This is a genomic window from Planococcus sp. 11815, from assembly GCF_051096385.1.
In the GTDB taxonomy this organism is placed as follows: Bacteria; Bacillota; Bacilli; order Bacillales_A; family Planococcaceae; genus Planococcus; species Planococcus citreus.
Genome location: NZ_CP096991.1, coordinates 498,201 through 511,290 on the forward strand (window position 1 = coordinate 498,201; position 13,090 = coordinate 511,290).

At 51.7% G+C, this 13,090-nt stretch carries 13 protein-coding genes; 10 read left to right on the top strand and 3 right to left on the bottom strand.

Translation table 11 applies throughout. From position 1 onward, the window contains the following. Nucleotides 1-5 precede the first annotated feature (5 nt). The 4 genes from M1Q06_RS02630 to M1Q06_RS02645 all read left to right on the top strand — a co-directional run bounded on the left by M1Q06_RS02630 (nt 6) and on the right by M1Q06_RS02645 (nt 4,641). The gene (locus tag M1Q06_RS02630; RefSeq protein WP_121300997.1) at nt 6-1,481 is read left to right on the top strand and encodes a potassium/proton antiporter; all 1,476 of its coding nucleotides are present in this window, start codon (nt 6-8) and stop codon (nt 1,479-1,481) included. 87 nt (nt 1,482-1,568) lie between these two features. Then, on the top strand, nt 1,569-3,923 hold the full coding sequence (locus tag M1Q06_RS02635; protein ID WP_434401417.1) for a penicillin acylase family protein: 2,355 nt from the start codon (nt 1,569-1,571) through the stop codon (nt 3,921-3,923). A 32-nt stretch (nt 3,924-3,955) separates the two neighbouring features. Next, the gene (locus tag M1Q06_RS02640) at nt 3,956-4,309 is read left to right on the top strand and encodes a fluoride efflux transporter FluC (protein WP_112233026.1); all 354 of its coding nucleotides are present in this window, start codon (nt 3,956-3,958) and stop codon (nt 4,307-4,309) included. Next, on the top strand, nt 4,306-4,641 hold the full coding sequence (locus tag M1Q06_RS02645) for a fluoride efflux transporter FluC (RefSeq protein WP_112233027.1): 336 nt from the start codon (nt 4,306-4,308) through the stop codon (nt 4,639-4,641). The genes M1Q06_RS02640 and M1Q06_RS02645 overlap by 4 nt, the downstream gene beginning before the upstream one ends. Nucleotides 4,642-5,032: 391 nt before the next feature. Here the strand turns inward: M1Q06_RS02645 and M1Q06_RS02650 are convergent, their stop codons facing one another. Then, complete coding sequence (locus M1Q06_RS02650) at nt 5,033-6,019, bottom strand: P1 family peptidase (protein WP_434402794.1); 987 nt, start codon at nt 6,017-6,019, stop codon at nt 5,033-5,035. A gap of 96 nt (nt 6,020-6,115) precedes the next feature. Then, entirely contained in the window at nt 6,116-6,535 is a 420-nt protein-coding gene (locus M1Q06_RS02655) for a universal stress protein (protein ID WP_434401420.1), read from the bottom strand. A gap of 167 nt (nt 6,536-6,702) precedes the next feature. Between M1Q06_RS02655 and M1Q06_RS02660 the strand changes: the two genes are divergently transcribed. The 3 genes from M1Q06_RS02660 to M1Q06_RS02670 are packed head-to-tail and all read left to right on the top strand — an operon-like array spanning nt 6,703 to nt 10,261. Beyond that, entirely contained in the window at nt 6,703-7,074 is a 372-nt protein-coding gene (locus tag M1Q06_RS02660) for an ArsR/SmtB family transcription factor (RefSeq protein ID WP_101189478.1), read from the top strand. Beyond that, the gene (locus M1Q06_RS02665) at nt 7,031-9,121 is read left to right on the top strand and encodes a heavy metal translocating P-type ATPase (RefSeq protein WP_434402796.1); all 2,091 of its coding nucleotides are present in this window, start codon (nt 7,031-7,033) and stop codon (nt 9,119-9,121) included. The genes M1Q06_RS02660 and M1Q06_RS02665 overlap by 44 nt, the downstream gene beginning before the upstream one ends. 21 nt (nt 9,122-9,142) lie before the next feature. Then, nucleotides 9,143-10,261, top strand: coding sequence for a GNAT family N-acetyltransferase (locus M1Q06_RS02670; protein WP_434401422.1), 1,119 nt, complete (start codon nt 9,143-9,145; stop codon nt 10,259-10,261). Between the two features lie 60 nt (nt 10,262-10,321). On the opposite strand, the gene M1Q06_RS02675 is transcribed toward M1Q06_RS02670, so the two are convergent. Beyond that, complete coding sequence (locus M1Q06_RS02675; RefSeq protein WP_121300999.1) at nt 10,322-10,477, bottom strand: lmo0937 family membrane protein; 156 nt, start codon at nt 10,475-10,477, stop codon at nt 10,322-10,324. 229 nt (nt 10,478-10,706) lie between these two features. Here M1Q06_RS02675 and mntR point away from each other — a divergent pair, with 229 nt between their 5' ends. The 3 genes from mntR to M1Q06_RS02690 are packed head-to-tail and all read left to right on the top strand — an operon-like array spanning nt 10,707 to nt 12,956. Then, nucleotides 10,707-11,129: a transcriptional regulator MntR gene (gene mntR, locus M1Q06_RS02680; protein WP_274624894.1), complete on the top strand. Its 423-nt coding sequence runs from the start codon at nt 10,707-10,709 to the stop codon at nt 11,127-11,129. A gap of 24 nt (nt 11,130-11,153) precedes the next feature. Continuing rightward, on the top strand, nt 11,154-12,014 hold the full coding sequence (locus tag M1Q06_RS02685; RefSeq protein ID WP_121300942.1) for a CvfB family protein: 861 nt from the start codon (nt 11,154-11,156) through the stop codon (nt 12,012-12,014). 54 nt (nt 12,015-12,068) lie between these two features. Then, nucleotides 12,069-12,956 carry a DUF1002 domain-containing protein gene (locus M1Q06_RS02690; RefSeq protein ID WP_274624893.1) on the top strand — a complete coding sequence of 296 codons (888 nt, stop codon included), beginning with the start codon at nt 12,069-12,071 and terminating at the stop codon, nt 12,954-12,956. The last annotated feature ends 134 nt before the right edge of the window (nt 12,957-13,090 follow it).

Below are 13,090 nucleotides of genomic sequence, written 5' to 3' on the forward strand. Positions count from 1 at the left end.
TCAATATACAGAGCTTTAGTGTAGACGGTATAATCTTGATCGGCGGGATCTTCCTGCTGGCTGGCGTTTTGATGACGAAAGTATCAGCTCGCGCCGGCGTTCCCTCGCTCGTTTTGTTTATGTTCCTCGGCATGGTGCTAGGCAGTGATGTTTCAGGCCTCATCTATTTCTCCAACGCAGAAATTGCCCAGATGGTCGGAATTGTCGCCCTCATTATTATCCTCTTCGAAGGTGGTTTGCAAACCCAATGGAAGCATATCCGTCCGGTTCTTGGCGGTTCAATCGTCCTGGCGACGCTTGGGGTTTTGATCACGACAGGCATTGTAGCTGTCGCAGCGTATTATGTTTTTGATTTGACTTGGCTGCAGGCCTTGCTGCTTGGTTCTATCGTCGGTTCGACGGATGCCGCAGCGGTATTCTCGGTTCTCGCAGGCCAAAACATCAAATCCAAAATCTCCTCAACGCTCGAAGCGGAGTCAGGAACGAACGACCCGATGGCAATGTTTTTGACCATCGCGTTTGTTCAATTGATTATGATCCCCGATTCATCGGTCTGGACAATGCTCGGCAGTTTCCTTCTTCAAATGGGACTCGGCTTGGTTCTGGGCTTGGCGCTTGGATTGTTCGCGTCATGGACCATCAACCGGATTCGGCTTGATGCATCCGGGCTTTATGCAGTGCTTGCCGCAGGTTTTGCGATTTTCATCTATAGCTTTACAGCCGTCCTTGGAGGCAGCGGCCTGCTAGCGGTTTACTTGGCAGCGCTTGTGATCGGTACGCGCGATTTGACACATAGCTATTCGATCGTCTCCTTCCATGAAGGTTTCGCTTGGCTTATGCAGATTGTGATGTTCGTCATTCTCGGCCTTCTCGTCTTTCCAAGCCAATTGGCTGATTGGGAACTCATCTGGAAAGGGCTTGTGCTATCGTTCGTGCTGATTTTCGTAGCACGCCCAATTGCTGTTTTCATCAGCACGGCGTTCTTCGATTATGATCTAAAAGAAAAGCTGTTCATGTCCTGGGCGGGACTGCGCGGGGCGGTTCCGATCGTCCTGGCAACGTTCCCGATGCTCGCGGGCATGGAAAACAGCATCCTGTTTTTCAATATCGTTTCGTTCATCGTGCTGACGTCAGCGTTGCTGCAAGGCTCGACCATCCCGTTTTTTGCCGAGAAACTCGGGTTGAACGGGCGCCCGGTTCCAAAGCGCATCCACTCCTTGGAACTGGTGTCGATGGATCGTGCCAATGCAGAAATGCTTGAAGTCGAACTGTCGGAGAAATCGCCTTTTGCCGGCCAGTTGGTGCAGACGATCGGCCTGCCGAATCAGACCTTGATCAGCGCCATCATCCGTTCGGGCAAGCTCGTCATGCCGACCGGAACGACGCGCCTCAGAAAAGGGGATGTGCTGTATGTCCTCACTGAAAAGAAACAAGTGCCGAAAGTGAAATTGGTGCTTGGAGAAGAAGATTTCGTCAACTGAGCTTGCCGCTGCGGCAGGCTTTTTTTAATGCTGAGGAAGGATTTTCCACGACGCCGGTCGAATGAGAATCAAAAAGGGGGATTTTTCATGAAGGGGAAGAAATGGGTAAAATGGCTATTGATCGCATTCGGGTCGCTGATCGCATTGGCAGCCGTTGCAGGAATTTTTGCAAACGCTTACGTATCGAAGTCGAAACCGGTCATTGAAGGGGAAGTGGCTGTAGGAGTGCTGGAACAGCAAGTGACCGTCGTGCGGGATGATATCGGCGTGCCGCATATCCAAGCACAAAGCGATGCGGACCTGTACCGGGCGCAAGGCTATGTGCAGGCGCAGGACCGTTTGTTCCAAATGGATTTATCGAGGCGGCAAGCAAGCGGCCGCTTGGCTGAAGTGATCGGGGAGGCAGCGGTCGATACCGATAAATATTTCCGCACCTTCAGTTTGCGCCGTGCCGGGGAAGCGTCTTGGTCCGGCTACGGGGCAGAAGCGAAACAAGTGCTCGAATGGTATGCGGAAGGTGTCAATGCGTATATCGAAGAAGCGAAAGAAGACGGGCGCCTTAGCTATGAATTCGCGCTGCTCGGCTATGAGCCTGAACCGTGGACGCCTGTCGACTCCTTGGCGATCGGCAAATTCATGGCTTATGATCTCGGCGGCCATTGGAATTCGCTCGCTGTCCGGCATTGGGCATTGAATGAATTCCCAGAAGATAAAGCGCGTGAACTGTTCATCCGCTATCCGGAAGAAGCGCCTGCCATTTTGGCGGCCAATAAAAAGCAGCCAGTGTCGGTCGCAGGTGCGTTCGATCCGTCGGTCATTCCGCCAGAGTTCAACGGTAGCAATAACTGGGTCGTTTCAGGCGATAAGACAGAAAGCGGGCTGCCGCTACTGGCAGACGATCCGCATCTCGGGCTCAGCACGCCATCCATTTGGTACCAGATGCATTTGGAGTCGCCTGAACAAAATGTCAGCGGCGTCATCTTCGCTGGCATTCCGGGAATCATTCTCGGGCATAACGAACAGATCGCGTGGGGCGTGACGAATGTCGGGCCGGATGTGCAGGATCTGTATATCGAAACGCCAAACCCTGACGATCCGACACAGTTCCGTTATGAAGGCCAGTGGGAGCAGGCGGAAGTGCTGGAAGAACCGATCCAAGTAAAAGACGGGGAGACAGTCGATTTCGAAGTGCTCGTCACCCGCCATGGCCCGGTCGTATCGCCGGTCTTATATGAAGAAGAAGAGCCATCCGCCGTCTTTTCCATGCAGTGGACCGCGCTTGAGCCGACGCTTGAGTTGCAGGCCGTGCTGAATTTCAATAAAGCGGAGAACTGGGAACAATTCGAAACAGCTTTGGAAGATTTCCAGGCGCCTGCACAGAATTTTGTATTCGCATCGACTGACGGCACCATTGCATACAAAGCGAACGGGCGTATTCCAATCCGCAAGCAAGGCGACGGGCAATTGCCGGTGCCGGGTGATTCTGCTGAATATGGTTGGGACGGCTATGTGCCGTTCGATGAATTGCCGCGTTCGGTCAATCCGGAATCCGGCTTTATCGCGACCGCCAATAACCAAGTCATAGATGATAGCTACCCGTACCATATTACGGATTTCTGGGCGCAGCCTTATCGCTATGAGCGCATTGCAGAAGTGCTCGAAGGGAACGATAAACTGACTGCGGAAGACATGATGGTCTTGCAGATGGACCAGAAAAATCTGTACGCTGCAGAATTTCTCGAAGGGATGATGGCGGAAGTCGAAAAACTGACGGATGAACACGAAGAATTATTCGATATGCTGCGGGAATGGGACCAGGTCGACAGTGCAGGCCAGGCAGCACCTTTCGTCTTCCATACGTGGATGCGCCAATTGCCGGATACCTTATTCGAAGAACAATTTCCTGAGGATGTCTACGATATGCTGTCAGGCAAAAACCATATCACTGACGCTATGTTGCGCCAGGCTTTTGAAGGAGACGAGGGCGCATGGGTGCGTGAATATGGCGGCACTGGAAAATGGCTCGCTGATTCGCTCGATTTTGCTCTCGATGATATCGAAACAGCGCAAGGCAGCGATCCGCAAGATTGGGAATGGGGCGAATACCATCAGTTGACTTTCCCGCATCCTGTTGCGGGGGCTTCACCGATTCTCGAGCAGTTCTTGAATCCGGACAAAGTGCCAGTGGGCGGCTCGAATATTACCGTGCAGGCAGCGGCCTTCAATGATGATGGCGATGTCAACCACGGGGCCTCTTGGCGTTTTGTGGCCGACCTTGCCGATTTGTCGAAAGCCTATCACATTGTCGGGCCAGGGCTGAGCGGCCATGTAAAATCCGACTTTTTCCATAACCAAGTCGACAAATGGGCGCAAGGCGAGTTTCATGAAACCCGCATCGAAGGCGATGTGGAAGGAGCTGAATTAACGCTCATTCCTGAATAAGGTATACTGGAGAAAAACGTTCGGGGGATTTTATGAAAAACATATTGGCTGTAGGGTTTGGCGGCATGGCCGGATCGCTTCTCCGCACGGCTGTGTTTCAATTCGCCGGGGCGGGTCTGGGCTTGTGGCTTGCGAACATTGTCGGAAGTTTCATCATCGGCATCGCGGCAGCCCGATTGGTGAATCGTTCGGCGGGAACGCGGCTGTTCGTCTCGACCGGGCTGATTGGTTCGTTCACGAGTTTTTCGGCCTTTTCGGCGGATTGGTTCCGCTTGCTTGAATCGTCCTTATTAACAGGCATCATGTATGCCCTTGGCATGACGGCCGCATCAATTGTTGCAGCGGCTTTGGGGCTGCTGGCGGGGCGCAAGGGGGCGGTCGAATGATCAGCATCGCGATATTCGGCTTTCTTGGTGCCGTGGCCCGTTATCTCTGCTATATGGCGGTGGAGAATCGTGCGCGCCAGCCGAAACTTGCGACTTGGTTCGTCAACAGTCTCGGGTCGCTCATCATCGGCGCATGTCTCGGGGCAGGTGTGCCGGCGACCTTCGGAATCTTCGCGTTTCTCGGAGCCTTCACGACCTTTTCGACAATGGCGCTCGATAGCGTCAAGGATTTTGAAGACGGTCATTGGAAGCAAGGCATCTTTTATATTTCCGCGACGCTTGTTTCCGGCTTGCTGCTGTTTGCTGCCGGTTATTCAATTGCTTCTATGTAAAAAAAAACGTTCCGCTGAAGAAGCGGAACAGTTTTTCTGCGCGTTGAAGAAGTCTATTAATTAGTTATGAATTAAAATGACATCATCTTTTCAACATTCAAAATCAATGATCTATCTAAGTATTTGGAGAAGCGTTCGCTCGTAACCCCGGCTGCTCAATAATGCTGCGCATTACTTTCGCAAAGATAAGGTCTCCCGTAGGTCGACCTTATCTTTCCTGTGGATCAGCGAGACGACCGAGACCCCGCAAGGCGCACAGCGACTGAGGAGGCTTGGGCGCGAGCCCACGGAAAGCGAGCGGTAAGCTTCGGAAAATACGACTTCTTCACTTTCACGACACACAAAAAAACCGTTCCACTGAAGAAGCGGAACGGTTTTTTTGTGTGTTTTTTTATTCGAACAAGCCTTTTTCGACGACGCGTCCCATGCGCCCAGAAGTGGTTTCGGCATGGAATAGTGATTGATAGACCGCTTCTTCCGTTGATTCGATCACGCCTTGGAACAGCCCCGCCATCACTTCGTGGTCATCGCGCAATAGCCGTAAATCGGTAAAAGGCGATTGCTGCTGGTGGGGAATTGTATAGGCGGTGGAGAAGGCGATGATGATGTCCCCTGAGCCGTTATGTACATGCGTGCCGGTGCGGCCAAGCCCGATCGCCGCACGTTTGGCGAGCCGCTTCAGCTGGCGGCTATCAAGCGGTGCATCGGTGGCGATGACGATGATGACGGATCCGTCTGGCCGCTGTTCCGGAGTATTTTCCGGCAGCCAATTGGCGATGGCAATTTCTTCTTTGCGCCCGAAATTGGTCAAAACGAATGCGCCGGCCGTGAACTGTTCATCCCCGTAATCCACAGTGCGTGAAGAAGAGCCGATGCCCCCTTTGACGCCATAGCAAATCATCCCTTTGCCAGCTCCGACAGCCCCTTGTGCAAAGTCAGCGGAAGCTGTGCGAATCGCCTCGGCGGCATGAAGAGGTTCGACCGCCATCCGCCGCATCGAATTTAAATAGCTGTCATTGCATTCGCCGACAAGCAAATTCAATGAGCTGGTCGAATCGCCGATCGCTGGATTTTCAGCAAGCATATAGTCCATCGTCCCTTGCAGCACCGCTGCCACGCTGAAAGTATTGGTCAGCATGATCGGGGATTCGAGCACGCCAAGTTCATCGACCTGGATGAGCCCCGCGGTTTTGCCGAAGCCATTTAACACGAACGATGCAGCAGGCGTTTTTTGTTCGAACCAATTGCCGCCGTGAGGCAAGATCGCGGTGACGCCGGTGCAGACCGATTCTTCTTCATTAATTTTTTCGTCGAGTGTGACATGGCCGACGGTGACGCCCGGCACATCGGTAATGGAATTGCGTTTTCCTTTATGCATCATGATCCCCATTTCTGTTTTCCTACATGATAGGCTACGGATTCCGATGTTGTTCAACAATGTGGAATCGAACAGCTCCACAGAATGTAGTTTTCTTTACTTGATGACCAGGACCGGCACTTTGACACGCTTGGCCACTTTATGGCTGACGCTGCCGAGCACAAATTCCTGAACAGGATTCAAGCCACGGCTGCCGATGATGACGATATCGTATGGATGTTCGTTCGCATGGGAGACGATGGCTGGCCCAGGTGCACCGTGGACAATAACGCTTTTCACACGGACGCCTGCCTGGTGGAAGATATCTTCGAAGGGCTCAAGATAATCGCGAGCGGCTTCGGCTATTTGCTCACTTGTGAGCCCTCGATTGCTTTCTTTTTCGGATTTTCCGTAATCGACGGCACAAATAATTGTTACTTGTGCCTGAGGCGTGCCTTCAACGAGTTGAATCGCATGTTGTGCGGCGCGTTTTGAGTGCTCAGATCCATCAATGGCGACCAATACGTGTTGGTACATAATTCGTCTCTCCTGTTCTATGGTGTCGTTGTTTTCATTAGTATAGCATTTCCTGAATTGCGAGCGGGTGGCCGCATTTTTCATTCAAATGAGCATTTGACTGTTGGGCTGGATAGCCTTATACTGAAATCAATCAAATGAAGGTTTGAATGAAGGGTGTGAACAGGATGAAAGATATGTGCGAGATTACAAAAGTCCATCCCGAAGCGGTCGATCGGGTGCAGCAGCATATGGTCGAGCTCGATGGCGTTGCGGCTTTATTCAAAGCGCTGGCGGATGAAACGCGCTTGAAGATCGCTTATGCGCTGACGATCGAGCCTGAAATGTGCGTCTGCGACATCGCTGCAGTGATCGGTTCATCGACAGCGACAGCATCCCATCATCTGCGGTATTTGCGCGAGCGGGATTTGGCGAAATCCGAACGCAAAGGCAAGCAGATTTATTATTCCTTATCGGATGACCATGTGCGCCAGCTTGTGACCATCGCGAATGAACATGCGAAAGAAGGTGTTTCAGTTGAGCAAAACTTATCGTCTTGAAAACCTATCGTGTACAAGTTGTGCGGCGAAATTTGAACAGAACATCCGTAATCTGCCGGAAGCGAAAAATGTAGAGCTGAACTTCGGGGCTTCCAAACTGCGTGTCGATGGCAATGTGTCGATCGAAGAATTGGAAAAAGCAGGGGCATTCGACCATATCCGCGTCTATCCGGAAAAACAACGCGTTCCGCATATACCGTTTTATAAACGGCGCCAGACGGTCGAAACGGCCATTTCGTTCGTCTTTCTCATCGTCGGCATCATCGCTTCATTCCAGCTTGGGGAGACACATCCATGGTCGATCGGCTTGTTTGGCGCATCGATGTTGATTGGCGGCTATCGAATGTTTTCCACGGGAGTGAAAAACCTCAGCCGCCTGGAGTTCGATATGAAAACATTGATGACCATCGCGATCATTGGCGCAGTTATCATCGGCGAGTGGCGGGAAGGCGCAGTTGTCGTATTCTTATTCGCCATCAGTGAAGCGCTGGAATCGTTCTCGATGAACAAAGCGCGCCAATCGATCCGATCGCTTATGGACTTGGCCCCGTCACGGGCGTTGATCCAGCGCGACGGCGAATTGATTGAACTTGAAACGGAAGACATCCGCATCGGCGACGTATTAATCGTCAAGCCCGGTCAAAAAATCGCAATGGACGGCACGGTGCTGCGCGGTGAATCGGCTGTCAACCAGGCGGCGATCACCGGCGAATCGATTCCTGCGACAAAACAGCCGGGGGATGAAGTGTTTGCCGGAACGATGAACGAAGAAGGCGCATTGGAAGTAACCGTCACCAAACGTGTGGAAGATACGACCATCGCGAAAATCATTCATTTAGTGGAAGAAGCGCAGGCGGAAAAAGCGCCTTCGCAGCAATTTGTCGACCGCTTCGCGAAATACTATACACCGGCAATTATCGCTGTCGCCTTTCTAGTCGCGCTCGTTCCGGGATTTGTCACGGGTAATTGGGAGCTGTGGGTGTATCAAGGCCTGGCTGTGCTCGTTGTCGGCTGCCCATGTGCGCTCGTCGTATCGACGCCTGTCGCGATTGTCACGGCGATCGGCAATGCGGCAAGGCAGGGAGTGCTCATCAAAGGCGGCATCCATTTAGAAGAAACAGGACGCCTACAGGCTGTCGCATTCGACAAAACCGGCACCTTGACCAAGGGCTATCCGGAAATGACCGATGTGTTGCCGGAAGAAGGCTATACGCGTGAGGAAGTGGTCAAGCTCGCGGCGTCAGTTGAAGCCTTGTCACAGCATCCGCTCGCCCGTGCCATCACGAAACAAGCGCCCGAATTATACCCATCCGAACGCTTTCAATCCTTGACCGGTAAAGGCGTGCATGCAGAAATCGGCGGTACGCGCATCCGTGTCGGCAGCTTGAAATGGGCAGAGGAGCACGGCTTCCATGCCCCGGCAGCTGCCTATCGCCTGCAGGAAAGCGGAAAATCTGCGATGGCGGTATTTTCCGGCAAGCATCTATTCGGGGTGATCGGCGTTGCGGATGCCATTCGGGAAGAAAGCCCGGCCATCATCGAGCGCTTGAAGGAAATCGGCATCAGTCGCACGATCATGCTGACGGGGGATCACCCTGCAACAGCAAAAGCGATTGCTGCGGAAATCGGCGTGACGGATATTCGCGCCGGCTTGATGCCTGAAGATAAATTAGCGGCCGTTAAAGAGCTGCAGGCGAAGTATGGCCGCGTGGCAATGGTCGGCGACGGAATTAACGACGCGCCGGCGCTCGCGGCGTCCGATATTGGCATTGCCATGGGCGGGGCCGGAACGGACGCAGCGCTGGAGACGGCAGATATCGCCTTGATGGCGGATGATTTGGAGAAACTTCCATATACCATTCGACTAAGCAGAAAAACTTTGCGTATAATAAAGGAAAATATCATCTTTGCACTGGCACTGAAAATCTTGGCTCTGCTATTGATCATTCCAGGCTGGCTCACGTTATGGATCGCAATCTTTGCGGATATGGGAGCTACGCTATTGGTTATCTTGAATGCATTGCGCTTGGTGAAAGTCCAGAAGTAAGAGGCGTTTGGAGGTTGCGATTTGAAGTTAACAGAATGGACCATGGAAGAGCACGAGAAATTGATCGAGTTTATGACGACCAACTCATGGCCTTATCATGGCCATGAGCACCCGGTGCGCGCTTTGATTGAAAAGACGATCGTAGAAGGCGGCTATAAATCGGATCAGGTCAAGACCTTTTGGATCGAAAACGACGAAGGCGAACAAGTGGGCTTGGTGAAAATCTTCGACCTACAGGATGAGATTCCGTTATTCGATTTGCGGATCGCCGATTCGTACCGGGGGCAAGGCTATGGCCCGAAAGCGTTGCGCATGATCGCTGATTTCGTCTTTTCCTTGCCGGAGAAGAAAATCCGCCTAGAAGGCCATACGCGCCACGATAATTTTGCGATGCGTAAAGCGTTCGAACGAACCGGTTTCGTGAAGGAAGCGCATTTGCGTCAAGCGTGGTTTTCGCCGAAACAAAACCGCTACCATGATGCGGTAACTTACGGGATGACCCGCGAAGACTGGGAAGCAGGTGTGACGACGCCTGTCATGTGGGATGATGCGGTCAAAGCGCCAGCAGAACCCCCTTTCAATCCGTTGTTGCTGGAATTTCCGGAAACATTCGAATCAGAGCGTTTATTGATCCGTGCACCGAAAAGGGAAGATGCCGTGCTTAGTTTTGAAGCAGTGCGCCACTCATTGGAAGCGCTGCGCCCGTGGATGCCATTTGCGCAACACGAGCCGAATCTCGCGGAAATGACGGCGAATTTAATTCAAGCGGAAACTGATTTCACGTTGCGCAAAGACCTGCGGCTGCATTTCTTCGATAAGAACAACGGGCAGTTCATCGGTTCGAGCGGATTGCACCGCATTGACTGGGAAGTGCGCAAATTCGAAATCGGCTATTGGGTGGACAGCCGCTTTGAAGGAAAAGGCTATGTAACGGAAGCGGTAGAGCGCATCACGCGTTTTGCGTTCGAAGAGTTGCAAGCGAACCGCGTCGAAATCCGCTGCGACCCGGACAATGTCCGGAGCCGTGCAGTAGCGGAGCGTCTTGGCTTTGAACTCGAAGGCATTTTGCGTAAGGACAGCCTGTCGAGACATGACGGAAAAATCCGCGATACATGCGTCTATGCGAAAGTGAGAGCATGAAAAAACCCCGTGAAGGCAGATTGCTCTGCTTTCACGGGGTTTTTAGGGTCCGGTGTTTATCTAAACACCTTTCCTGCCTGTCACTAAGTTAACGATCAAGACGATTGCCGCGATGATCAAAAGAATGTGAATAAGTCCGCCTGCTACGTCTAATAAGAATCCGATCACCCATACCGCAAGAATTACTACCAAAATAATCCAAAGAATACGTCCCATGTTCTCCACCTGCCTTTCAGTTATATCTATCTTTTGTGTTATATGTATCATTACCCTGAGCGAAAATACGCTAAACCTTTCGTTATGCCCTCAATACCATTTTTGTGAATGTTGGAAAATTGCCTTTATTCGGCGCTTTGAAAACGCGCGTGCGAAGCGCCCGTGCTCAGTTGTTCACAGGGCAGCAGTATAGTAAACTGAACATAGCGACGCGAGGGAGGAACGGAATTTGCCTACTCCAAGTATGGAAGACCATATTGAAATCATTTATTCATTAATAGAGCAAAAAGGGTACGCACGCGTCTCGGATATTGCCGAGGCGCTATCGGTGCTGCCATCATCGGTAACGAAGATGGTGCAAAAACTCGATAAGGATGGCTATTTGATCTACGAACGCTACCGAGGGCTGATGCTGACGCCTAAGGGGCAGAAACTCGGCAAGCGCTTGCTGCAGCGCCATGATTTGCTTGAGCAATTTTTGCGGCTGATCGGTGTGGATGAAGATAAAATCTACGGCGACGTTGAAGGAATCGAGCACCATTTGAGCTGGAATTCCATCGACCGTATCGCTGACCTGGTCCAGTTGCTTGAAGAAGATAAGGGCATAGCGGAAAAATTGAAGAAATTAAGCAATGAGCAAAAAAATAACTAACCCAAATAGAAGGAGGTATGCAGCATGGCTTTGCATCCAGGATTGAAAGCATTATTGCACATAAAAGACCGTTCCACTTCCCAGTGGATCTTAACGGATGGTTCCGGGGATGAAGTGACAATGAACGCATCGGAAATTGAAGAAGGACAAGAGGTAGGCGAGGAGATTGAAGTCTTCTTGTACCGCAACCGCCAAGGCGGCATTTCCGCCACGCCGATGATCCCGCATATTTTGCCGAGTGAATATGGCTGGGCTAAAGTATTGAAGGTTTCACCGCGAGAAGGCGCAGTGGTCGATATCGGAACGACACGCGAAGTTTACGTCCTGCCTGCTGATTTACCGCCGGTGCAGGAACTATGGCCAGCTCAAGGCGACCATATTTTCATGACGCTTCGCACAGACCGCTACGGTGATCTATACGGACGCTTGGCGACAGAAGAAAAGGTGCTTGAACTTTGTGAGCGTGCGCCTGCTGAAGTCTATAACAAAGATTTGAAAGCACGCGCTTACCGCCTGTTGCCAGTCGGCTCATTCATGCTGTCGGTGCCGGAAAACTACCGTGTCTTTGTCCATGAAACAGAGCGCGAAGCAGAACCGCGCCTCGGCGAAGAAAAAACGGTGCGTGTCATCGATGTCAAAGACGACGGCACGCTCAACGGGTCTCTTTTGCCGCGCAAACAGGAACGCCTGTCGGATGATGCAGAAGAAATCCTGCGCTATTTGGAAAATGCAGGCGGCCAAATGCCGTTTACGGACAAATCGTCGCCTGATGAAATCATGGAAATGTTCGGCATGAGCAAAGCAGCATTCAAGCGTGCGCTCGGCCGTCTTTACAAAGAACGCCGCATCGTGCAAGAAGACGGCTGGACAAAATTGCTCGGTTAAGGAACCTTTCTGCCTCAAATGCGTACTAATATTTGAAGAAAGGGGCAAAAAAAGATGAAAAAAACAATGACACTTGCCGCTTTGGCGCTTGCCTTCGTGTTGGCTTTTGCCGGTGCAGCATCCGCGAATGTCGGGATAAATGAGAAATTCGGCTTGCCGATCGTCGTCTACGGAGGCGATTTGTCTGCAGATGAAAAGGCGCAAGTCGCTGAAAGCCTGGACGTTGCAGGAGAAGCTGAAGTAGAAGAAATTGAAGTAACCGGGCAGGACCTGGTCAAATACATTACAGACGGTGACGCGCGTGCGCGTATGTATTCCTCTGCCAAGATTACACGCACTGACGAAGGTGAAGGCCTGGTCATCGAAATCGCCACGCCCGACAATATCACCCAAGTGACGACAGAAATGTACGCCAATGCCATGCTGACGGCAGGCATTGAAAACGCCACCGTGGAAGTGGCTGCGCCGAAAGCGGTAACGGGGCATTCTGCGCTTGTCGGGATCTACAAAGCCTATGAAGTGAACGGAGAACAGCTCGACCCTGAGCGGACGGATGTCGCCAACGATGAATTATCCGTCGCCACGGAATTATCCGAAGGTGGCGTTGACCAGGAAAAAGTCAGCGAATTGCTGACGGAAATCAAAAAGCAGATTGCTGAGCAGAATCCGGCAACACGTGAAGACGTGGAGCAGATTGTCGAAGAGCAATTGAGCCGCCTTCAGATCGAATTAAGCCCTGAAGACCGCCAATTGCTGGTCGATTTGATGGACCGCATCCGCCAGCTCGATATCGATTTCTCGAAATGGTCGACTGAACTGGAAGATTTGAGCAAGACGATTGAAGACAAAATCGGCACAATCGTCAACGACGAAGGGTTCTGGGAAAGCGTTAAACAGTTTTTCCGCGATCTGGCCAATACCGTTCGCGGTTGGTTCAACTGAGCCATCTTTGCTCAATGATGAAGTTTTAAATAAAAGTATAGAAAACAATGCTGTCCTGGGAAATCATGAAAATGGTTTCCAGGACAGTTTTTTTTTTGCGTTTCATCAACTTGAGCGCAAAGCAGAAACAGCAG

What these genes read in the sequence shown, in the direction of transcription:
- M1Q06_RS02660 (WP_101189478.1), top strand. Translation starts at nt 6,703, where the DNA reads ATGAAAGATATGTGCGAGATTACAAAAGTCCATCCCGAAGCGGTCGAT.
- M1Q06_RS02685 (WP_121300942.1), top strand. Translation starts at nt 11,154, where the DNA reads ATGGCTTTGCATCCAGGATTGAAAGCATTATTGCACATAAAAGACCGT.
- M1Q06_RS02665 (WP_434402796.1), top strand. Translation starts at nt 7,031, where the DNA reads ATGCGAAAGAAGGTGTTTCAGTTGAGCAAAACTTATCGTCTTGAAAAC.
- M1Q06_RS02640 (WP_112233026.1), top strand. Translation starts at nt 3,956, where the DNA reads ATGAAAAACATATTGGCTGTAGGGTTTGGCGGCATGGCCGGATCGCTT.
- M1Q06_RS02650 (WP_434402794.1), bottom strand. Translation starts at nt 6,019, where the DNA reads ATGCATAAAGGAAAACGCAATTCCATTACCGATGTGCCGGGCGTCACC.
- M1Q06_RS02645 (WP_112233027.1), top strand. Translation starts at nt 4,306, where the DNA reads ATGATCAGCATCGCGATATTCGGCTTTCTTGGTGCCGTGGCCCGTTAT.
- M1Q06_RS02655 (WP_434401420.1), bottom strand. Translation starts at nt 6,535, where the DNA reads ATGTACCAACACGTATTGGTCGCCATTGATGGATCTGAGCACTCAAAA.
- M1Q06_RS02635 (WP_434401417.1), top strand. Translation starts at nt 1,569, where the DNA reads ATGAAGGGGAAGAAATGGGTAAAATGGCTATTGATCGCATTCGGGTCG.
- M1Q06_RS02690 (WP_274624893.1), top strand. Translation starts at nt 12,069, where the DNA reads ATGAAAAAAACAATGACACTTGCCGCTTTGGCGCTTGCCTTCGTGTTG.
- M1Q06_RS02675 (WP_121300999.1), bottom strand. Translation starts at nt 10,477, where the DNA reads ATGGGACGTATTCTTTGGATTATTTTGGTAGTAATTCTTGCGGTATGG.